This window comes from Rothia sp. ZJ1223, from assembly GCF_016900985.1.
Lineage (GTDB): Bacteria > Actinomycetota > Actinomycetes > Actinomycetales > Micrococcaceae > Rothia.
In genome coordinates, this window is the sequence record NZ_JAFEUT010000004.1 from 1 (window position 1) to 20,299 (window position 20,299).

Genomic DNA, 20,299 nt, shown 5'->3' on the forward strand with positions numbered 1-20,299 from the left:
CGGCTTCACCAAAGTCTCGGTTACCGTACGCCGACAGAGGTAGAAGCAGGGTTTTGGACTGGCAATCCAAATCACGAGAGAATAGAAATCAAGGCAAATGCCTAGGAACAAAACCCGGGGCACTTCAGGGAAGTATCTGGATGAGACGACTTTGGCGGATAAGGGTTATGTGGGTCTGGGGCTGGTCACTTCGGCTAAGCGTTTACCTAGGGGTCAGGCTTAGTGCTGAGTGCAGGCGTAATAATAGGGTGCTGAATCGGCTGCAGTCGGTGGTGGAGCGTGTGGGTGCGTAGGTGAAGATGTGGCGTGTTTTGGATTCTGGTTTCAGGCGGCTGCTTGGGGTGTATGGGTGGGTGTTTGCGGTGGTGTGGGGGGTGTTTTATGCCGGTGGTAGGACTTTTGAATAAGCCTCGGTGTACAAAAGCCGGTTTGGATGCACCAAACCGGCTTTTGTATATCAGTTTGTGCAGGCGAAACTAGACAGTGACCTCGCCTGCCGCTTCATTCTGCTTAGGTTCAGCAACTCGGGGTGCGCGTCCTGAAATCTCATCGGGGAAAATCGCAGGAGGAGTACCAAAAGCGTTCTCGACCTCGCTCACTACTTTCTTGCCCAGCGCCAGGTTAGCGCCGCCACCAACAACCGCACCAATGCCGAAGGGCAGTGCACGACCTAGCAAAGCGCCGGACTGCTTGGTCAAGAAACGCTTGATAAACATGTTACGGATGGTCTTTTCAACGCTGAAGAGCTTACCGCTGTTATTGCTCTTGCCCATCATCATGCCCCACTTGCTAGAGACACCACCGGCTTTGGTGCTTTGAGCAAGAATGGAGCTCATGAGGTTTGATCCGTCTTCACCGAGCATGAGCGCCATGACCATCATGCGACCCTCTTCGGGGTCATTGACCTGGACGCCGTGCAATTCAGCCATTGCCTGAATGTAGATGGCGGTGCGTTCCAAGTAACCTGCCACAGCGACAACGGAAAAACCAACAGAAGTTACGGTACCGATGCCGGGCACGAATGCTGACGCCCCCACCGCGCCACCACCGACGGTGATATCACGCAGGTATGACTTCTCAAGGCGCTCAGCGATCTGAGCGGGAGTCTCGTTAGGGTGTTTTTCGTGCAGCTTCTTGACCATGCCAACCACCATGGGTCGCTGGATCTTCAGCACGCTATCAATGACCTTGGTGACAGCAGGCTTGGGCTGGCCGTTCTCATCAAAAGCGCTCTTTGCATCAAACATTTTGCCGAACATCGTGTTACACCTTCGCTTTGTTTGTTGTATCACTTGATGTGAATTCTACGTTATCAGCTTACTTCTATAGACGGTTGCACTGACAATTTCGTCACGAGGTGAACCCTCTAAAAGGTGGTGATGCCGTCCCTGTTGAAGGTTGCCCCGTGACCGGTGCGGGTATCGCGCAGAGTCATACCGGTTTCTTCGCTCAACAGTTCAAACTGGCTCCACCCTGCGCGAGTGCCGTACTGCAACACCTGACCACGGGTATCTGAGAGCGTCGCCAGCGGCGCCTGGGCAAGCTGGGTATCATAAACTGCACCCTGGGTGTTTACCGCATACGACCACCCCGGAACCCCCACCTGACCGGGCACATGTGGAGCTGATTCACTCAGCGACAGTACCGAACACTGGGCGCGATCCACATAAATTTCGCAGGCGATGTTACCGCTGGGACTCAACGCCGTCGCCATTTTTTGCCCGTTGCTCAGAGTGTACACCGGCAGAAGAACAGCGGTGTTCTCAGTTTCATTCTTCTTTTTCTGGTCGCCCTGCCCCTGTTCGTTCTGCTCATTCTGAGCGAGGGCACCTGCCGGTAGGGTTCTCTCGGTGATAGTGGGTGCTTTACGGCTAGCAGAGGCTGATGCTTCCCCACCCGATGACGGCGCTGTTTCTTGGGCTGATCCGCTAGGTGATGTACTCGGGGTTGATGACGCTGCCGCAGTCTTTGAAGGGCTCACCAACGCTGTTGCGGTGTCAGCTTCTGTAGCGCTTTATCCACAACTGCTAAGGACGAGAAGACTCATGAGTGCCAGGGTTGAAATTGAGGTTTTCACGGGTACCCCTTCACGGTGTGGGTAGTTCTGTGTAAAAGTAGTGGGTTCAGTTAGCTGAGCTCATCTATGAGTTCTTGAACCTGCCAGGTGTCGAGGGCGGACGCCGGGTGTGGGCCCTGCCCGATGAGCGCGGTTTTAAGGTCGGCGGTTAGCTCGTGGTGGCTTGCAACGAGTACAAGGTTGCCCGCATGTTTGCCGTCGAGCATGACAGTGGGCGCAAGGCACCAGAGGTGTTCAAAAACGTTAAGTAGCGATCGCGCTTGGGCTGTAAAGAAGCTGAGCCCAGCATCATCGCCGACATTAATAATCAGTGCGCCCTCTGCATCGAGAACCTCTTTCATTTCCCGATAGAATCCCTCATCAGCGAGGTGTTCGGGTGCGCTCCAGCCCGAGAAAATATCGAGGATGATAGCCTGCGGTGCCGCACCGAGCGCGGGTGTGAGTGCCGGTAGGGCGGCGCGAGCGTCCTCTACTAATACCTGGCAGCGACTACCGGCGGGTAGGGGCAGAGCGTCAAGGACGAGAGAGGGCAGCTCACGCTCAATATCCACAGCAATCTGGGGTGAACCGGGGCGGGTTACTTGAACGTAACGCACCAGGGTCAGCGCACCTGCACCTAGATGTGCCACCCGCAACGGATCACCGGGGGCTGCCAGCAGGTCAATGACGTTACCGATTCGACGCAGGTACTCGTAGAAAATGAAGCTCGGATCGCCCAAATCAAGGTGCGACTGCTCCGCACCCCCAATCTCAAGCACGTAACCGTCAGGGCTCATGCCATCGGGCAGAATCTGGGCGCTCAGACCAGATACCGAAAGTTGAACGCTTTTATTTTTTGAACTCATGGCAGGTTTTCTTTCGGGTAAAGCGGCTGATGCGGTGAGAAACAATTGAAATTTATATCGAAGCTAGTAAGTACCAAAACCCTTAAAGGTTCCGGTAGGCTGCGAAATATCTGCGGTCACCGACTCGACGTGACCGGCAGTATCACCAGATTGCAAAACATCCAGTAGCTGCTGGCACGATTCACGCGCACCCTGAGCAACCACCTCCACATCGCCGTTATCAAGGTTCTTGGCATACCCCACAAGCTTAAGGTTCTTCGCTTCACCAGCAGTCCACCAGCGAAACCCTACCCCCTGCACCTTGCCCGACACCGTTGCATTCAGCTGCGCCTCAATGTTCTGTGGGGTCGAGTCTTTACCTGAAAATACATCAAAAAATCCCACAATCTTCTCCTCCCTAAAAATCAGCCTTAGTAACCGAGTTTAGCGTTTTCGAGCACCGGTAACTCTTCTTTGGCTTTCTCTACCGCATCAAGATCCAGCTCAACCAAACGCAAAGCCGGAGACTCTCCAAGCTCTACCAGCTCACGTCCAAAAGGATCAATGACGCGCGAGCGCCCCACTCCCAACGGCGCCTTGCTCTCAGGGTCAAATTCTTGGTCAGCGGTGATCGGGTGTGACTGCCCCACTGCCACCACAAAGCTATTGGAATCAAGGGCCCGGGCGGTAGTCAGTGCCCGCCACTGCTCTACCTTGGTTTCTCCTGCACCCCAGGACGCGCTGACAATCTGCACCTGCGCGCCTTGACGCGAATACTCAGCAAAAAGCTTGGGAAAACGCACGTCATAGCAAACACTCAACCCCACGGTAATACCCTTACAGTTGCCGGTCACCAACTCTTCACCCGCCTCAACAGTGTCAGATTCAGCGAAACCAAAAGCGTCAAAGAGGTGAATCTTGGTGTAGACGCTCTCTTCGCCCTCGGGGGTCACAAAACACAATTGATTACGCACACGCTCCCCCGCCGGAGCGAAGCCACCGGCAGCTACAGCCACACCGTACTCCCTTGCAATCTCGCGCAGCGCCTCCTCCCACTTCAGGTGCCACTGCTGGGTAAGCTCCGGCAGCGCACCGTCAAAACTCAGCATCGCAGCCTCAGGGAAAACCACCAGATCAGCCTCGTACTCAACAGCCTGAGCAACCCGCTGCCGCACCAGCTCAATATTCCGACTAACATCGCGAGTACTAGAAATCTGAGCTAGAGCTACACGCAAAGACATAGTAAAACGGCTCCTCAAAGAGAAAATAAGGTATTTTGTTATTCTATATAACTGATGCCACACCCCAATGACAAAGCGTCAAACCCGCCCTATAAGACGCGCCCAAGAGAACCCATGCGCACCACAACTCACGCAACTGACTCACCCGCGCCCTCTTCAAAGACGGCACAGAACCAGACCCCCGAAACGCCCCTGCTCGTCGCATCGTCTGCACTCTCGCAGCGCCCGCTATCTACCTCTCGTTCTAGGTTCTGAACAGTGATGCGACTTAACCGTACCTCCCGCGATCCCCTACACCAAGACACCGATTTGCAGCCCGAACACACCTCGATCTCGTGGGCACACACCTGCCTGGCGCTTTTCGGGCTCATTCTCGTCCAGCTGCGCTTGACGTCCTAGCTCTCGTCCCGTCCCTAGTGATCGTTGAGCTTGTAGGCTGGGTTTTCGCTACCGCAACCAGCAGATACGAGCGTCAATCAGTGAGTATTACCCACGAAAATATCAGCCACATACGGTGCCTATTTTGATGACAGGAGCACTGGTACTGGCATTGTGTACCGCAATGCTGATGCTGTCACGGAGCGCTGCTTTAGACCCAAAACCACAAACGTTGGGCTGTGCCGCGAACACCAGAGGCTTTTACCTCTGCATTCGTGGCACAGCCCAACACTTCTTTTTACAGTGAATTCTTATATTGGGCTTTATGACAGATTCGCTGCTTCTTTAAAAGCAGCTACCATATCATCTTTACTCGTACTCGAATCAACACTCTCGACCACAGTGCCACCGACCACCCACTGAGGTGTGCCAGAAACTCCTACGGCGCGTCCTGACTCAAAGTCTTTTTCAACCAGCTTCAAGGTTGCGTTATCTTCAAAGGTCGCGGTGTACTTTTCAAGGTCTAGACCAAGTTCTTCAGCGTAACCCCTAAAGGTTGTGCGGGCTTCTTCAAGAGACTGATCTTTCCACTCGTCCTGGTGTTCGAATACCAGCTGCACCATCTCAACGTGCTTGCCCTGCGCCTCAGCAGCTTCGACGGCGAGCGCGGCGGGCACAGCATTAGCGTGCATAGGCAGGGGGAAGTTCTTGACGGTTACATTCATAACCCCGTTAAGTTCCTGCGCCGCTTCCATATAGGTGGGTTCAGCTTTAGCGCAGTAGGGGCACTGGAAATCACTGTAGAGAACCACGGTGGGTGCTTCTACCTTTGAGTTCAGGTGAAAGCCGTCGGCACTGCGCGTGTAGACGCCCTCGCCGGTGGGGGTTACCGGGCTCTCAGGGGTGGCGATTTTTTCAGTCTTACCGCAGGCAGCTAGGGCAAGGGCGCTCACTGCTGCGCCAGCTGTCAAAAGGGTTCTGCGGGTTAGGCGAGTGTTCATGGTTCTATTACCTTTTCTCGTTCTCGTGGGTTCTTCTGTTTCTTTGTGCTGTGCAGACGCAACCGGTAGGCATTTTGCCTCTTACTCATCGTTGCACATTTTCAACCTGAGGTATCTGAGTTTATATGACTTGAACTCATCACCGTGTCGCCTCCTCCCCCCACCCCCCACGGTTGGTTGCGCGGACGCGCGGAGCCGGTAGTCGCGTCCGGGCTACCAGGTAGGTGGCGGCAGGTAAGACTTTTCTGATAAAGTAACTTCGTTCGCGCAAGCGTTCGCCTCCATAGCTCAGGGGTAGAGCATTTCCCTCGTAAAGAAAAGGTCGTCAGTTCGAATCTGACTGGGGGCTCCATATTCAACCCCGTCACCGTCACTCGGTGGGGGCGTTTGTCTTTGTACTCAACCAGCACTGAGTTATCCCCCATGGTTGTTTATGGTTCCCCGCGTTTAAAATACGGAGAACCGTAAACAACAACCACGGGGATAACTTAACTGCTCTCTCACAGGGAGCTGTTTTACACTGGAGAGCATGCTCAAAGATTATTTCGGCATCGGTCGCGGTACCCCATCTACTATTACGCCGTGGTTTATTGCCCTCTTTATTACGGTGCTGATTCCCATGACGGGGCTGTGGCTTTTCTTCCGCTGGATCTTCACCCACGACGGCTCCCTTTTCGCCGTCATTTGCATCTCCCTGGTGACCTCCTGGATTATCGCCTACCTCATCGGGTACTCTCAGGACTCCCACACCGGAGAATAACCCGGTAAGCGCCTAGGTCAGCACCTTATAAGCACAAGGACGCGCCCACTCACCCCGTACATATGGGGTTGGTGGGCGCGTCCTCAGATCTTGGGTTATTCAAAAGAGACTAGCTACGCCACAAACCGTAGGTCTTTGCCAGCTGCGATACCTTCTTGGCGCGTGCTAGGCGGGGCAGGTAAGAACCATCCTTGGGCATCGAATCGCCCTCCTGCTTCTGTAGCAAATCGCGCGCCCACTGGATCTCGTCCTCGCTCGGTGCCAGCGAAACGTTGATAGTTTCTACTTGGGCGGGGTCGAGGGTGAGCTTACCAGTCATACCGGCGGCAGAGGTCACTGAGCAGTCTTTAACCAGCTCAGCACCGTGCTTACCCACTGATGGACCATCAATCGGACCGGGTAGTTCACCGGCGCGGGAAGCGAGCACCAGTTGGGTACGAACGTACGCCAAGGAAAGCGGGTCAGCTGCGATACCCGTATCTTTGCGGAAGTCGCCGATACCAAAGGCCAGGCGGAAAACACCGGGAGCGCGCGCAATTTCAACGGCGTTGAGAATACCGATAGCAGACTCAATCAGAGCAATAATAGGGGTGCCTGGAGGCATCATCATCGCGGTGCGAGTCACCATACTAGCTTCTTCAACCTCGGCGAGCATCACCCCGCGCAGACCCTTAGCCTTGGGTAGCTCGGTGACATCCTTGTGCCAGTGGTCGGTTCCGAACTTGTTAATGCGAACCCACGCCTCAACCCCGCCATTGAGCAGGTCAATCACGTGTTCTCTAGCTGAATCCTTTTTCTCGGGCGGGCAACCGTCCTCGAGGTCAATCAAAATAGAATCGGCTTCAGATTCTAGTGCCGCAGCGATCTTGTCTTTTTCGGCTGCGGCTGAAACGAACATCCATGAGCGTGAAAGACGCGCTGGCAGTGACGCTGCGCGCTCATTACGGTGAAAAGTGACCATCGAAAAGAACCTGTACCTCGTCAGTAAGTGTGCAAACCGCTTTTAAGCATAGTAGAACAGAGGGCTTTTCTCATCTGGATGTCAGTGAACGCAGCAGTTGACGCAGAAACTTATTGAAGGCTTAACCTGCCGTCATTCATGGTGGCAACCGTATCAGCGGCTTCTGCGAATTCAACGTCGTGGGTGACCATGATGGTTGCTACCCCGAACTCGCGGGTTACGTTTTGCAGTAGTTCAACAATGGCAACGGAACGTTCGTGGTCGAGGGCGCTGGTGGGTTCATCAGCGAGTAAGAGAGTGGGGTTGCCCATGAGTGCTCGGGCGATGTTCACGCGCTGACGCTGACCGCCTGATAGCTGGTGAACACGTCTGCTCCCCTGGTTTTTCAGCCCTACCAGCTCAAGAAGTTCTTGAGCGCGAGCGCGAGCATTTTTGAGTTCTTTGCCGCGTGCCCCGCGGATGTGTTCGGCGAGGATGAGCTGTTCTTCTGCGGTGAGGGAGGCGATGAGGTTGGGTTGTTGAAAGATGATACCGATTTCTTTGCGGCGCAGGGTGGTGAGTTCAGCGTCGGTGGCGTGGGAGATGTCTGTGTTGCCTACCAGTACTTGCCCGCTGGTTGGGGTGATGAGTGCTGATGCGACAGAGAGAAGGGACGATTTGCCGGAGCCAGACTGGCCGATGAGGGCTGTGAAGGTGCCGGGGTGGGCGGTGAAGTTGACGTTGTCGAGGGCGCGGACGCTGGTGGGGTTGCCGTGGGCGTCTACGCCGTCTGGGTATTCGAGGGTGACGTTGCCTAGGGTGAGGGCAGCGGTTGTGTGGTGGTTGGAAGTGAAAGTAGCGGGTTCTGCTTGAGTGCTCACGGTGTTCTTCTTTCGTGTCTGGGGTCTCTCTTGTGGTGTTAGGGGTGTGGTTGGTGGTGGGGTTAGTTGCCGCCGAGTGCTAGCAGGGGGTCAGTTTTAGCGACGCGGCGCACTGCAATGAGCGCCCCTGCGATGCCGAGAACCCAGATGCCGACTGCCGGTACTAGGACGGTGCTCGCGTCCAGTTGGAACGGTACGGTGCCGCTGGCAACAAGCCCTAGCGCCCAGCCGAGCAGAGCCCCAGCTAGTGCTCCCGTGGCAAGAACCACTGCGGCTTGGAAGAGGGCGTCCTTGAGCAGGTAGCTACCTGATGCGCCCAGCGCTCGCAGAACGGCGATATCGCGGGTGCGCTGAATAGTCCACACTGTCAGAAAGGAAACCGTAACCAGCGCCGAAATACCGTAGAGAAAGCCCTGCATGGTGACCAGGGATTTATTTTCTGAGGAGTAGGCAGAAAGCCCCGCGAAGGCATCACGGGTGCTTACCGCGCTGGTATTCGTTGCGGACGCGAGTTGCTCATAGTCTGCGCTGTCACCGGTGCCCTTGATAGCAAGCACTGTGCCCACGGTGTCAGCAGGAACGTGTGCCAGTGACTGCCAGGTGGCAGTGGAGGTCCAGGCAACCGGGGTATGGGAGTAGAACGTATCGTTTGAAATACCTGCAACGGTAAGTTCTTGCCCGCTAACAGTGACGGTATCTCCCACATCAGCTGAGGTGTCTGCGGCGATCTGCGAAGAAATGATGAGTTCCCCGTCGCGAGGGGTAAGAACCGCGCCACCGGAGGCACCCACCTTTTGGGTCACCAGATCAGAATCTGCAGGAACCCCCACTACCGCAACACCCATTGATGTTTCAGCTTCAAGGTTGCCCTGTATAAACCCCACCGGAGTCACCGCATCAACGCCGAAACCTGTAGCCCACGCGTCCGCCTGTTCAGCGGTGATACTCGAATTTGAAAAAGAAATTTCAGCGCCACCGGAGGTATCAAAAACCCACCGATCAGCGTTGATATCCTCAAGAACTTTAGTGTTCTGGCCGCCCAACCCACCGGTTAGCCCGGTGAGCATCACCAGCAGTAGGGTAATCAGCCCCACCACAGAGGCAATGAGGGCAAAACGCCCCTTCGCAAACACGATATCTCTGATACCCAAAAACATTTTGTTCCGTCTTCTCTGAAAATTAGTAACCTTTACCCCTCTTATTCTTCGCGGTTTGCGCTGCATTTACATCGCGAAGAAGGTTGAATCATCTATCAACCTTTTGGTTGATAAAGAACTTCTGCCACCTTAACGGTGCCGGTGGGCGAAGATTGTGTTTTAGAGTTAGAACCATGTCTAGCTCAATCCCCACCACCGGAGCCGCCGTTTTGCAGAGCCTGCGGGTGAGCTTGCATATCATGTTCGCGGTGCTTCTTGCCGCGGGGGTCACAATCTCCCTTCAGGACTCTCACCTTTCAACGGTTGCCAAAGTGGGAGCAACCCACGGCGCTGTCGCCCTGGGTGTGTTCTATGTGGTGGGTACCGTGTTAGAGAACCGGTACGCGCGAGCCATAAGGCAGGGACGCACCGGCTTTAACCCTCGCCCCTTCGCATCAGCATGGCTGGGATGCGTAGTGGCATTGTGGGTGGTGCTGATGGTCATGAGCTCCGGGTTCACCTGGCTGGTGTTCCCTCTCATGTTCTTAGCGCTACATGTTCTACCCACCCGTACAGCTCTTTTCACTGTTCTCGCGCTGACAGTCTTCACGGTGGGTTTTCCTTTTCTGCGCACAGAATCGCCGCTTGATGTAACGCTCAGTCCGGGCGTTATTCTGGGACCGGTCTTAGGTGCGCTTATCGCCGTTATTATGAGCTTCGCGTACAGGGCCCTCCACCAGGACGCGCTACGCCAAGCACGCATCGCCGATCAGCTGCGCGCCGCCCAAGCACAGCTAGCCCAACAAGAACACGAATCGGGCAGACTCGAAGAACGCGAACGCCTTGCCCGCGAAATTCACGACACTCTAGCCCAAGGGCTGTCATCTATCGTGCTCATGTCACGCGCCACCTCAGCAGCATTTGAGCAGGGACGCAACGGCGAGGTTGCTGACGCTCTGCACCTCATTGAAACCTCAGCGCACGAAAACCTCGCGGAGGCTCGACGCTTCATTCACGATCTAGCCTCCCCCGCCCTCGACACCGCGCTGGTTCCAGCCCTGCGTCGCCTCTGCACAGACACTCAAGCGCAGGAACTCGCTAAAGGCACACCGCTGACCTGCACCCTGCGCGTCGATGGAGTTCACGGCGAAGAAACCTCAGATGAGCACCTACCGGCAGAAACCCGCCAGGCGCTCTTACGCATCGCCCAGGGGTCACTCGCCAATATCACGGCGCACGCCCGCGCCACCCACAGCGCCGTTACCCTCGGCATTTGGGCAAACGAAGTCACCCTCGATATTTTCGATAACGGCAGGGGATTCACGCCCGCTGAACTGAGCGAATACACCTCTGCCTTGGCAGATACTACCGGGCACACCGGCTACGGGCTCACCTCACTACGCGCCCGCGTCCACGCCCTCGGTGGCACACTCACGGTAGACTCCACCCCAGGTGAAGGCACCGTTATCAGCGCCCACATACCCCTCACCCAGCAGAAATAGGCTCACCACTATGCAACAAACACTCAACATTTTGCTTGTCGATGACCACCCCATCGTGCGCGCAGGGCTGCGTGCTGTACTCTCAGGTTTCGACGATATTCGAGTCGTAGCTGAGGCAGCAGACGGAGCTGAGGCGCTCTCGACCGCGCATTCCTTAAGCGCAGCTGGCACCGCTATAGACATCATCGTCATGGATATTCAGATGAAGCCCCTCAACGGTATTGACGCCACTGCTGCCTTTGCTGCGGCTGGTGGTCCGCCCGTCCTTATTCTCACCACTTTTGATACCTCAGCAGATATTGTTGCAGCCCTTGAGGCAGGTGCTCTGGGCTATTTACTCAAGGACGCACCGCCGGAACAGGTACACGCGGCTATTCGCAACACTGCCGCAGGCAAAAATACGCTGTCACCCGATATCGCCTCGGCGCTTATGACCCGCATGCAACGGTCGCACGTTACGCTTAGTGCCCGTGAGAAAGAGCTACTCGCCCTGCTTGCCACCGGCGCTACCAACAAGGAGCTGGCGCGTCAGCTCTTTATTTCTGAGGCAACGGTGAAAACCCATCTGGTGCATATTTATAGCAAGCTGGGGGTCGATAACCGCACCGGCGCCATTGCCCGCGCCCGCGAGGAGGGTCTACTCTAGAGCCTCACGTCTGCCGCTCACATCTTGTGCAAAATAACCCCGATCCGCACAGAAAATTGGGGGCATTTTTGCACAATTTTTACGGGGCAGTGAAGAGCTAAAGAAAGCAGCAACACAAAAAGACTGCACCATTTGTAACAGATGATGCGAGCTTTCTATATCTTGATGCCCGGTCTGACCTAGCCTGGGTTTAGGGCGCTTCGCGGGTTTCTAGCTGGTTGCGCTCTGATGTAGCTGCCATCTCAGCTTTTGTATTTGCTGAGGCAAAGTGGCGGTCTTTGAATGCTTGGGCAGGGAGTTCAATGAACTTCCAGATAGCTACGCCACCGGCGATTCCCAGCACCACCAAAATCAGCAGTGACACGGGCACGGGCAGGTGCTCAAAGTAGGGTTCTAAGGCCTTATTCACCACATCGTGCAGCAGGTAGATACTGTATGAGGAGAGTCCCAGAACTTGTAGCACGCGCCATTGCAGCGCGTCGTGAAGTTTCTGTCCTAGTGCGCCGCGGCGTTCGGTGAGCCCCCATAGAATCACGAGGGCGGCGGCTATCGCCTGCATGGAATAGCGCAGGGTTTCACGGAAAGCCTCATCGCGGATCACCAGCGACACCAAGTACAGTGCCACAGCGACCACCGGGATGTAGGTCTGGCCCAGTACAGGAATAGAGCGTTCGCGCGCCTCCCCCGGCACCACCTCATAACCGTGGCGGGCTGTGTATTCGGTACCGCGCAGGTACTCCGTTGAACGGTGCTTGAAATACCAAATAGCGGTCAGAGTGCCAATGGCTATTGCCTCAACGCGGGTATCGGTACCAAAGTAAATACGGTCGTTCGATGCGCCTGCCAAGTACAGCAGGACGCGCGCAGCAAAGGAATACAGTGCCACAGCAATCGAAAGTCGGGTAATGATTTTCAGGTAGTTTTTGCTCTTGACCGCCACCAGCCAAATAAGTGCGAAAACCAGGTAGAACTGCTCTTCAATAGAAAGACTCCAGGTGACGTGGGTACCTGGGAAAACGTTGATATTTGAGTCAAGGTAACGCCAGTTGAGAAAGAAGAAAATCTGCCCTAAGAAATCAAGAATATCTACTGAACCGCCAGATGCCATGTACAGCAGGGTGGGAATAACGATAATCAAGACCAGCGGCGGTGCAATCTTAATCAGACGGCGCATATAAAAACCGCCGATACCAAACCCACCGGTCTTTTCGCGTTCGCGCAACAGCAGGTAGGTAATAATAAAACCTGAAATTACAAAAAATATGGTGACACCAGAACCACCCGGCACAAAGCTGAGCCCCGCATGCGAGAAAACAACGAGTAGCACGGCAAAAGCGCGCATGGCATCAATGTGCCCGTAACGGTTCACATTTCCCCCCTGGTGTACCGGTCAATGTAGCTAAGTGCGCTGTTGTAAAAGATCCCCATCTCTTATACCGAGCCGAAACTCAGCAACAGTGCTACTACAAGCTAGCACAGCTCACTAAAGCCTCAGGGTTCACGCAACTCACACGCAGGTGAGTATGTACAGCTCTAGGCAGATTACTTTTCGAGGACCGCCGCCTGAACCAGCACCTCGGCAGCAGCTACGTGTTCCTCAACGGTGGTAACTCTGCGAGCCACAGAAATCTTACCGGCGCAGTTAAGGCTACACTCACCGGAGCAACGCATCATCGCGAGTGCCTCTGCACACAGAGCCAAGGAATTGCCGGCTTTCGAGAGAGAACGGTTCAGATCTGAGTAGGTACCGTTGGGTGAGTAGGGAATATCTGCCCCGTCGCTCGGTGCTAACCGGTGGGCTTGCTCGGCAACAGCACGCACGCGCGGCAACAAATCAGCAAGCGCGTTAGCTTCGGGCACCATGAGATCAATCATCTGCTCTGAAGGCATACGCTCAAGAATCTGATGAAAACGGTCAAGACCGCGCACAAACCTGTCGTGGTTACGCCGCCACAGCCCCTGCCCCAGATCAGCATCGTCGCGACGCTTCTGCAGGTAACCTTTGAACCCCATGGCTCCCCCTTTCAAGACTATCCACTCACCACTAGTTTACTTAGGCAAGCCTAATATTTTTAGTGACGGTCTGTCAATGATTCTTTCCAAAACACAAAAGGACGCGCGCCGTGCAACTACCGCAGTAGCCCACAACGCACGTCCGCACTCTTACATAGCTAACGGATATCAGCTAGCAGCAACGCCCCTCAGGATTTTTGTCTTGACGGTCAGTGTAGTCCCGCCAGAACTCACGCTCCGTCATGGGCTCGTGCTCACAGCCAGTCGCGCGGTGATGCGCTAAATACTTGTGGTACTTATCCGCACCCGAAAAACCGTTCCACATACGACCAGCAACGGTAAAGAAAGACTTAATTTTCTCTACCGTGCCATCGCCGCCGGGTGTTACCGTTTGACTCATTTAGTGCCCCTTCGCTAATTCTTTTTCAGGGTGCCTCTTGTAGTATTCGCGCCACTGAGCTTCGAGATCCTTCTCGCTGGGGGTGACAAACATACCCGCAGGAGCGTAAATCTCTGACTCAACGTAGGGGTTCTCGTGTGACTTCATGGCGTGACCGTTCTTCGCCTTTAGAACCTCAATCACCGCGGTAATCACCACGATCAGCGCCAGCACTACGAACACGATGGAGAGAATACCCTGAACCATAGTGTTACGCACAACCGCTTCCATAGCCTCAACGCTCTGAGCGGCACCGAGCGAGGTTTCACCGGCAGCAAGAGCTTCCTTGTAGCGGAAGTGGTTAGCCCAGTAACCCACAGAGGGGTTAGAAGAAAAGATCTTCTGGTACGAGCCAACAACGGTCACAACCAGGTCGAAGGCAAGCGGCAGGGCAATAATCCAGAGGTACTTGAACTTACCCTTGTTCGCAGCGATTGCCAGGCAAACAGCCAAAGCAACAGCAGCCAGTAGCTGGTTAGCGATACCGAAGAGCGGGTAGAAGGTGTTAATACCACCCAGCGGGTCGGTAACACCCAGAATGAGGATGCCACCCCAGCCAGCAACCATCACCGCGGTAGCGAACCATGCACCAGCACGCCAGTTGTGATCGCGGAACTTGGGGAAGAAGTTGCCCAGAGTATCCTGCAACATGAAGCGAGCAACGCGGGTACCTGCGTCCACAGCAGTCAGAATGAACAGAGCCTCAAACATAATCGCGAAGTGGTACCAGAAGCTCATCAGATCCCACGCGGGCATCATGTTGTGCAAGATACCTGCCATACCCACAGCCAAGGTGGGAGCACCACCGGTACGCGAGACGATGCTGTGCTCGCCCACATTCTCAGCTGTGGTCTGCAGTAGCTCGGGGGTGACGTTCACACCGGTCAGACCGAGAGAGTTCACGAAAACAGCGGCGGTTTCAACAGTGCCACCGGTTACACCGGCAGCGGAGTTCATGGCGAAGTAGATGCCACGATCAACGGTCAAAGCAGCAACCAGCGCCATGATAGCTACGAAGGACTCCATAAGCATGCCACCGTAACCAATAAAGCGGGTCTGGCGTTCCTTCTCAACCATCTTGGGGGTAGTACCCGAAGCAATCAGAGCGTGGAAGCCTGAAAGCGCACCGCAGGCAATGGTAACGAAGAGGAAGGGGAACAAGCCACCAGACCAGACCGGGCCATCAGTACGAGAAGCGTACTCAGAGAAAGCAGGAACAGTGATCTCGGGACGAACCACGATGATACCGATAGCAAGCAGGCAGATAGTACCAATCTTCATGAAGGTTGAGAGGTAATCGCGAGGTGCCAGCAGCAACCACACGGGCAGAACAGCCGCAATGAAACCGTAGATAATAACAGCCCAAGCCAAGGTAGTGCGCTCCAAAGTGAGGTACTGTACGCCCCACTCAGTGTCAGCAACAACGCCACCGCCGATAATCGCAATCATCAGCAGTACAAAGCCGATAATCGAAATTTCGTTGACCTTACCCGGACGAATGTAACGCAGGTAAACACCCATGAACAGCGCAATCGGGATGGTCATACCGACAGAGAAAACACCCCAGGGGGATTCGCCCATAGCGTTCACAACCACCAGCGCGAGAATCGCGGTAATGATGATCATGATAGCGAGGGTTGCAAGAATCGCTGCGTAACCACCGATAGGACCGAGCTCTTCTTTCGCCATCTGACCCAGCGAACGTCCGCCACGGCGCATGGAGAAGAACAGCACCAAGTAGTCCTGAACAGCGCCAGCAAAAATAACACCAGCAATGATCCAGATAGTGCCGGGCAGGTAACCCATCTGAGCTGCAAGAACGGGACCAACCAGCGGACCAGCACCAGCGATTGCCGCAAAGTGGTGACCGTAGAGCACACGGCGGTCAGTAACAGCGTAGTCCTTGCCATCGGCGTCATACTCTGCAGGAGTTGCACGACGGTCATCAGGCTCGGTCAGCTTATTCTCAATGTACTTTGAGTAAAAACGGTAGCCAATGAAATAGGTTGAAACAGCGGCAAAAACAAACCAGATAGCGTTCACGGTTTCACCGCGAACAATAGCCAGCATGGTCCAGCTAATACCGCCGATTAACGCAATAATGACCCACAGAGCAATTTTCTTGGGGGTCCATTTCTTGTCTTCTTCATGAAGAATCTCTAGCTCAACGTATGCTGGTGGGCGATCGTCAAGCACGACGTCTGCCCGGGTGTGGTGACTCACGGGTTCTCCTTAGGGTGAGAAAATAAATGTGACTTACCCCAAGAATAAACCTGTGTATCGCTGACAACAACCAGGCAGACGACTCATTATGTTCGGGTCACTCCATCACCAAGACAACTTTGCCCCTGTGCTGACCAGAATCGAAATATTCGTGCGCCGCCGTAACCTCGCCAAACGGGAATGTTTTGTGGAGGTTCGGGCTGATTTTCCCTTCCTTAACCAAGGGCACCACGTACTGTTCTACTCCTTCAAGGACGCGCGCCTTATAATCAAGGCTTTGGGCACGCAAGGTGCGCCCGTAAATATTAAGGCGTTTTTTCATGGCAAGTGACAGGTCGAACTCCCCTACTTTTCCACCCTGCACTGCGATGGTCACCATAGAGCCATCCAGTGCCAGCGCGCGCAGGTGTTGAGACAGGTAAGCGCCACCCACCATATCGAAGATGAAGTTGACCCCTGCACCCTCAGTTTTCTCATCAACCAGCTGCTCGAAGTCCTGCTCGCGGTAGTTGATGGGTTCAGCACCCAGGCTCTCAATATAGTCGCATTTTTCAGACGTTCCGGCGGTCGAGAAAACTCGCAGTCCCAAGGCTACGCACAGCTGAATGGCATGAGCACCAATGCCACCAGAACCACCGTGAATCAGAACGCTCTTGCCCGCATTATCCCGCGGGTCAGTAGATACACCGGCAACCATCACCAGGTTGGAATACACGGTGGCAGCAACCTCTGGCAGACAGGCGGCTTCAACCAAGCTCAGCCCCTCAGGAATATCGATGGCGCAACGCGCGTCCACCGCCACATATTCTGCGTAACCACCCGAAGCTAGCAATACCATGACCTTTTGCCCCACACGGCTGGCGGGGACGCCCGCACCAACTTCTTCAATGACGCCGGCAGCTTCAAGTCCGTATATCTTGCTTTCACCGGCAGGAGGTGGATAATGCCCCTTGCGCTGCACAACATCCGCCCGATTAAGCCCTGCGGCAGCAATCCGAACCAGCACCTGCCCCGCCCCTACCTGCGGCTTATCAGTTTCAGTTACTTCAAGGACGCCCGGCGCACCGTGCTCATTCTCGATAACGGCTTTCACAGAACTCTTCTCCTTCAGGTTCAACACCCAACGTGGCTTTAACCACGATACCCCCGTTTGTTTTGCAAACCCTAGAGCAACTGTGCAATACTATTTCAAGTGCTTTCAGCACCTAACTTGGATGGTTGTCCGAGCGGCCGAAGGAGCTGGTCTTGAAAACCAGTAGGCGGCAACCCCGTCTCAAGGGTTCAAATCCCTTACCATCCGCCACAAAAAAGCCCCGCTTTTCCTACAAAAAGCGGGGCTTTTGGTTTAATTTCTTAAATTCACAGCAGCCACGAACAATACCCCGGACGAAGGTACCTAATAATGCCCACCGTGAGGGCGTTGCGTGCTTTCTTTTCACCTTCAATTGAGCCTGCGGGGCTGCTACTGCGGCGCCGGCTGATAAGTCACGATACTTCACTTTCCACTTTTTGGATCGAAGGTAATCGACAGGCGCTACTGAGCACGGTGTTTCAGGGCTATTTTGAGCTTGGCAGCTAACGACTTTGACCAACTCACCCTCATACGGTATTGTGGGTAACGCTGTGTTGCGGTTGAGCAATAAGTTGACGAAAGCTTTCAATAACAATGCGGCGAGGAGACGTGCCAGAGCGGCCGAATGGACTTCACTGCTAATGAAGGGCCGGGGTTAAACTCGGCCGGGGGTTCAAATCCCCCCGTCTCCGCCAATAACAAAAGCCCTGTTACTTCTGATAAAGAAGCGACAGGGCTTTTGCATATGCTTCCTTATAACGCCGTTCACCCCGCCTTTAGGAAGCATTCGCCAGCAAATCTCTTAGTATTCCGGCTCGCATCACTAGAATTGCACTATGAGCACTCCCGTATATTTTGGTTTAGATGTTGGCACTTCAAGCACTAAAGCCGTATTAGTTGACAGCAAGGGCGCTGTCATTGATTCCCAGGTTCAAGAACACTCCATCACCCGCGGCAAGGCGGGGCTTGTAGAGATGGATATGAATATCTGGTGGGATGAATTCAAGGCTCTCTACAGTGTTTTACTTACCCGCAATGACGTCACCGTAAAAGGCATCGGAGTATCGGGCATGGGCCCGTGTATCGCTGTCACGGACGCCAACGATGTTCCGATAGCTCCAGCTGCTCTCTACGGCATTGATTACCGTGCTCGTGACGAGATAGCGGAACTCTCCAGTCTCTGGGGGCAGGATTACCTGCTAGAGAATTACGATTCTCAGCTCACCACCCAAGCAGGTGGACCAAAGCTCAGGTGGTTCGCCCAGCGTTTTCCCGATGTATTCGCGTCCGGCGCCCGCTTTTATATGCCGTCCTCATGGATCATTAAGCGCATCACTGGTGAATACGTGCTTGACCGCCATTCCGCCAGCCAGTGTACTCCACTGTACGACCCAGCCACCCGCGAGTGGGACAGCCACATGGTTGAGAAAGTAGCACCCGGTACTGTATTACCCCGATTAGGGTGGAGCCACGATATCTGCGGTGAAACAACGACCACCCCTGAGGTGCCTGAGCTTACCGCCGGTATTCCAGTTATATTCGGTACGGTGGATGCCTGGGCTGAGCAAGAATCTGTGGGTGCCATTAAAAATAACCAGCTCTTTTTGATGTACGGTACCACCCTGTTTTTGGTGGCTAATTCACCTGATCGTATTCATCATGCTTCAATGTGGGGTACCACCGGCACTCGGGAAGGTACTTACAACATTGCCGGCGGTCTAGCTACGTCAGGGGCTTTAACTGATTGGTTCCGCAATATTTCCGGTGAACGCGATTACGCCACATTAGTGGATGCTGCACGAGAAGTTCCTGCGGGTTCTGAGGGGCTTCTTACTCTGCCTTACTTTGCCGGTGAGCGCACCCCTCTTCAAGACCCCGATGCGCGCGGCGTGATGATTGGGCTGAGCCTGAGACACGGTCGCGGTCACATCTACCGCTCCTTGCTTGAAGCGACTGCTTTTGCCGTGCGGCACAATATTAAAGTAATGGAACAAGCCGGGGCATCGATTGAATCCATTGCAGCTGCCGGTGGCGGGGTCACCTCTGATCTGTGGCCTCAGATTGTTTCCGACGTGACTGGACGCGCTCAAGAGCTTCGCCGCGAGTCCGTAGGGGCATCTTACGGTGATGCTTTTATGGTGGCTCAAGCCCTAGGCGCTGTCCATTCGCTAGACGAATGGAACCCAGTAGAGCGCATCATCGAACCAACTCACGTTACAGCTTATGAGGAACTCTACTCCCACTACCGCAAGCTGTACACTGTCACAGCTGATATTCAACATCAACTACGTGCGATGCAACCGTAAGTTCTCGCTGTTACGCCAAAAACACTTTGAAGCCCCGCAGTTCCCGTGGAAACTGCGGGGCTTCAAAGTATATCTATGCTAATTCATATTACTGAGCAGTAAAGCCTCCATCAATGAGCATATTCGAACCGGTTATCATCGCCGCTTCTTCTGAGGCTAGGTACCCGACGAGTGCTGCTATTTCCTCTGGCTGGGCAAACCGACCCACTGGAATAGCAGCTTTTGCCTTCTCACCTTTCTCCCCCGCCCATGCTTTCTTACCCAAGGGAGTCTCAACGACAGTCGGTGATACAGCGTTCACGGTGATTCCGCGGGGCGCCCACTCCAGTGATAGTGCCTGCGTCATACCTACAACCCCGGCTTTGGAGGCACAGTAGGCAACGTGCTGGTCTAGTCCGATGACAGATGCTTGGGATGCCATGTTTATGATGCGTCCATAACCGGCTTTAAGCATTGCTTGACCAGCAGCTTGTGCCATGAAGAATGAAGCTGTCAGGTTGACTGCAATAGTTTTATTCCAGTCTTCGGCAGAGAGCTTTTCGGCAGCGTCCAAGAACACCACTCCGGCTGAATTGACCAGAATATGCGGAGTACCGAGTTTCTGCTCTACCTCTTCTACAGCGGCGGCCGCGGCCCCCTCGTTCGCGAGGTTAGTCACAATACCTAGATGTCCTTGCCCGGTCAGGTCAGCCACTATATCTCGAACCCTCTTGGAAAGATCGACTCCCGCGATAACCGCGCCTCGCTCAGCGAGGTAGGTAGAGATTGCTAGCCCAATACCGGACGCTGCGCCCGTGACGATAGCGATTTTTCCTGAGAAATCAGTCATGAAGTTCTCCTTTGAACATATGGGGGTGAAA

Annotated in this window: 20 protein-coding genes and 3 tRNA genes; 8 read left to right on the top strand and 15 right to left on the bottom strand. The window is 54.5% G+C overall.

Annotated features, from left to right (window positions below; all coding sequences use genetic code 11):
* Nucleotides 1-476: 476 nt before the first annotated feature.
* From JTP09_RS05885 to JTP09_RS05905, 5 genes are all read right to left on the bottom strand, one after another.
* Entirely contained in the window at nt 477-1,259 is a 783-nt protein-coding gene (locus tag JTP09_RS05885; RefSeq protein WP_239478944.1) for a di- and tripeptidase, read from the bottom strand.
* A gap of 107 nt (nt 1,260-1,366) precedes the next feature.
* Nucleotides 1,367-1,981 carry a hypothetical protein gene (locus tag JTP09_RS05890; protein ID WP_204877539.1) on the bottom strand — a complete coding sequence of 205 codons (615 nt, stop codon included), beginning with the start codon at nt 1,979-1,981 and terminating at the stop codon, nt 1,367-1,369.
* Nucleotides 1,982-2,127: 146 nt separating this feature from the next.
* On the bottom strand, nt 2,128-2,922 hold the full coding sequence (locus JTP09_RS05895; RefSeq protein ID WP_204877540.1) for a spermidine synthase: 795 nt from the start codon (nt 2,920-2,922) through the stop codon (nt 2,128-2,130).
* Between the two features lie 63 nt (nt 2,923-2,985).
* A complete protein-coding gene (locus tag JTP09_RS05900; RefSeq protein WP_204877541.1) occupies nt 2,986-3,306 on the bottom strand; it encodes an acylphosphatase in 321 nt (106 codons plus the stop codon).
* A 26-nt stretch (nt 3,307-3,332) separates the two neighbouring features.
* Complete coding sequence (locus tag JTP09_RS05905) at nt 3,333-4,142, bottom strand: carbon-nitrogen hydrolase family protein (protein ID WP_370592519.1); 810 nt, start codon at nt 4,140-4,142, stop codon at nt 3,333-3,335.
* A 258-nt stretch (nt 4,143-4,400) separates the two neighbouring features.
* Between JTP09_RS05905 and JTP09_RS05910 the strand changes: the two genes are divergently transcribed.
* The gene (locus JTP09_RS05910; protein ID WP_204877542.1) at nt 4,401-4,541 is read left to right on the top strand and encodes a hypothetical protein; all 141 of its coding nucleotides are present in this window, start codon (nt 4,401-4,403) and stop codon (nt 4,539-4,541) included.
* A 302-nt stretch (nt 4,542-4,843) separates the two neighbouring features.
* Here JTP09_RS05910 and JTP09_RS05915 read toward each other — a convergent pair whose 3' ends face one another.
* Nucleotides 4,844-5,521 (bottom strand): thioredoxin domain-containing protein, encoded by a 678-nt coding sequence (locus JTP09_RS05915; protein ID WP_204877543.1) that lies wholly within the window; start codon nt 5,519-5,521, stop codon nt 4,844-4,846.
* A 277-nt stretch (nt 5,522-5,798) separates the two neighbouring features.
* Here JTP09_RS05915 and JTP09_RS05920 point away from each other — a divergent pair.
* Both JTP09_RS05920 and JTP09_RS05925 read left to right on the top strand, forming a co-directional pair.
* Nucleotides 5,799-5,873: transfer RNA gene (locus tag JTP09_RS05920), tRNA-Thr, on the top strand.
* A 177-nt stretch (nt 5,874-6,050) separates the two neighbouring features.
* On the top strand, nt 6,051-6,281 hold the full coding sequence (locus JTP09_RS05925) for a hypothetical protein (RefSeq protein ID WP_204877544.1): 231 nt from the start codon (nt 6,051-6,053) through the stop codon (nt 6,279-6,281).
* A 109-nt stretch (nt 6,282-6,390) separates the two neighbouring features.
* Here the strand turns inward: JTP09_RS05925 and JTP09_RS05930 are convergent, their stop codons facing one another.
* From JTP09_RS05930 to JTP09_RS05940, 3 genes are all read right to left on the bottom strand, one after another.
* On the bottom strand, nt 6,391-7,242 hold the full coding sequence (locus tag JTP09_RS05930; RefSeq protein WP_204877545.1) for a CoA ester lyase: 852 nt from the start codon (nt 7,240-7,242) through the stop codon (nt 6,391-6,393).
* Nucleotides 7,243-7,352: 110 nt separating this feature from the next.
* Nucleotides 7,353-8,102: an ABC transporter ATP-binding protein gene (locus tag JTP09_RS05935; protein ID WP_204877546.1), complete on the bottom strand. Its 750-nt coding sequence runs from the start codon at nt 8,100-8,102 to the stop codon at nt 7,353-7,355.
* A gap of 62 nt (nt 8,103-8,164) precedes the next feature.
* Nucleotides 8,165-9,259: an FtsX-like permease family protein gene (locus tag JTP09_RS05940; RefSeq protein ID WP_204877547.1), complete on the bottom strand. Its 1,095-nt coding sequence runs from the start codon at nt 9,257-9,259 to the stop codon at nt 8,165-8,167.
* A gap of 173 nt (nt 9,260-9,432) precedes the next feature.
* Between JTP09_RS05940 and JTP09_RS05945 the strand changes: the two genes are divergently transcribed.
* Both JTP09_RS05945 and JTP09_RS05950 read left to right on the top strand, forming a co-directional pair.
* A complete protein-coding gene (locus JTP09_RS05945; protein WP_204877548.1) occupies nt 9,433-10,740 on the top strand; it encodes a sensor histidine kinase in 1,308 nt (435 codons plus the stop codon).
* A 10-nt stretch (nt 10,741-10,750) separates the two neighbouring features.
* Nucleotides 10,751-11,386, top strand: coding sequence for a response regulator transcription factor (locus JTP09_RS05950; RefSeq protein ID WP_204877549.1), 636 nt, complete (start codon nt 10,751-10,753; stop codon nt 11,384-11,386).
* 190 nt (nt 11,387-11,576) lie between these two features.
* Here JTP09_RS05950 and JTP09_RS05955 read toward each other — a convergent pair whose 3' ends face one another.
* The 5 genes from JTP09_RS05955 to JTP09_RS05975 all read right to left on the bottom strand — a co-directional run bounded on the left by JTP09_RS05955 (nt 11,577) and on the right by JTP09_RS05975 (nt 17,154).
* Nucleotides 11,577-12,755 (bottom strand): acyltransferase, encoded by a 1,179-nt coding sequence (locus tag JTP09_RS05955; protein WP_204877550.1) that lies wholly within the window; start codon nt 12,753-12,755, stop codon nt 11,577-11,579.
* Nucleotides 12,756-12,928: 173 nt separating this feature from the next.
* Entirely contained in the window at nt 12,929-13,399 is a 471-nt protein-coding gene (locus JTP09_RS05960; protein WP_204877551.1) for a dehydrogenase, read from the bottom strand.
* A gap of 172 nt (nt 13,400-13,571) precedes the next feature.
* Nucleotides 13,572-13,799 (bottom strand): YbdD/YjiX family protein, encoded by a 228-nt coding sequence (locus JTP09_RS05965; protein WP_204877552.1) that lies wholly within the window; start codon nt 13,797-13,799, stop codon nt 13,572-13,574.
* Nucleotides 13,800-16,061 (bottom strand): carbon starvation CstA family protein, encoded by a 2,262-nt coding sequence (locus tag JTP09_RS05970; RefSeq protein WP_204877553.1) that lies wholly within the window; start codon nt 16,059-16,061, stop codon nt 13,800-13,802.
* A 97-nt stretch (nt 16,062-16,158) separates the two neighbouring features.
* Nucleotides 16,159-17,154 carry an NAD(P)H-quinone oxidoreductase gene (locus JTP09_RS05975; RefSeq protein ID WP_204877554.1) on the bottom strand — a complete coding sequence of 332 codons (996 nt, stop codon included), beginning with the start codon at nt 17,152-17,154 and terminating at the stop codon, nt 16,159-16,161.
* A 119-nt stretch (nt 17,155-17,273) separates the two neighbouring features.
* On the opposite strand from JTP09_RS05975, the gene JTP09_RS05980 reads away from it, so the two are divergent.
* From JTP09_RS05980 to JTP09_RS05990, 3 genes are all read left to right on the top strand, one after another.
* Nucleotides 17,274-17,364, top strand: a tRNA-Ser gene (locus tag JTP09_RS05980).
* A 372-nt stretch (nt 17,365-17,736) separates the two neighbouring features.
* Nucleotides 17,737-17,828, top strand: a tRNA-Ser gene (locus JTP09_RS05985).
* A gap of 141 nt (nt 17,829-17,969) precedes the next feature.
* Nucleotides 17,970-19,439: an FGGY-family carbohydrate kinase gene (locus JTP09_RS05990; RefSeq protein WP_204877555.1), complete on the top strand. Its 1,470-nt coding sequence runs from the start codon at nt 17,970-17,972 to the stop codon at nt 19,437-19,439.
* Between the two features lie 88 nt (nt 19,440-19,527).
* Here the strand turns inward: JTP09_RS05990 and JTP09_RS05995 are convergent, their stop codons facing one another.
* Nucleotides 19,528-20,268: a GolD/DthD family dehydrogenase gene (locus JTP09_RS05995; protein WP_204877556.1), complete on the bottom strand. Its 741-nt coding sequence runs from the start codon at nt 20,266-20,268 to the stop codon at nt 19,528-19,530.
* Nucleotides 20,269-20,299: the final 31 nt, after the last annotated feature.

Coding starts and splice junctions, on each gene's coding strand:
- JTP09_RS05990 (WP_204877555.1), top strand. CDS start 17,970: ATGAGCACTCCCGTATATTTTGGTTTAGATGTTGGCACTTCAAGCACT.
- JTP09_RS05940 (WP_204877547.1), bottom strand. CDS start 9,259: ATGTTTTTGGGTATCAGAGATATCGTGTTTGCGAAGGGGCGTTTTGCC.
- JTP09_RS05885 (WP_239478944.1), bottom strand. CDS start 1,259: ATGTTCGGCAAAATGTTTGATGCAAAGAGCGCTTTTGATGAGAACGGC.
- JTP09_RS05930 (WP_204877545.1), bottom strand. CDS start 7,242: ATGGTCACTTTTCACCGTAATGAGCGCGCAGCGTCACTGCCAGCGCGT.
- JTP09_RS05995 (WP_204877556.1), bottom strand. CDS start 20,268: ATGACTGATTTCTCAGGAAAAATCGCTATCGTCACGGGCGCAGCGTCC.
- JTP09_RS05950 (WP_204877549.1), top strand. CDS start 10,751: ATGCAACAAACACTCAACATTTTGCTTGTCGATGACCACCCCATCGTG.
- JTP09_RS05965 (WP_204877552.1), bottom strand. CDS start 13,799: ATGAGTCAAACGGTAACACCCGGCGGCGATGGCACGGTAGAGAAAATT.
- JTP09_RS05960 (WP_204877551.1), bottom strand. CDS start 13,399: ATGGGGTTCAAAGGTTACCTGCAGAAGCGTCGCGACGATGCTGATCTG.
- JTP09_RS05945 (WP_204877548.1), top strand. CDS start 9,433: ATGTCTAGCTCAATCCCCACCACCGGAGCCGCCGTTTTGCAGAGCCTG.
- JTP09_RS05905 (WP_370592519.1), bottom strand. CDS start 4,142: ATGTCTTTGCGTGTAGCTCTAGCTCAGATTTCTAGTACTCGCGATGTT.
- JTP09_RS05925 (WP_204877544.1), top strand. CDS start 6,051: ATGCTCAAAGATTATTTCGGCATCGGTCGCGGTACCCCATCTACTATT.
- JTP09_RS05915 (WP_204877543.1), bottom strand. CDS start 5,521: ATGAACACTCGCCTAACCCGCAGAACCCTTTTGACAGCTGGCGCAGCA.
- JTP09_RS05895 (WP_204877540.1), bottom strand. CDS start 2,922: ATGAGTTCAAAAAATAAAAGCGTTCAACTTTCGGTATCTGGTCTGAGC.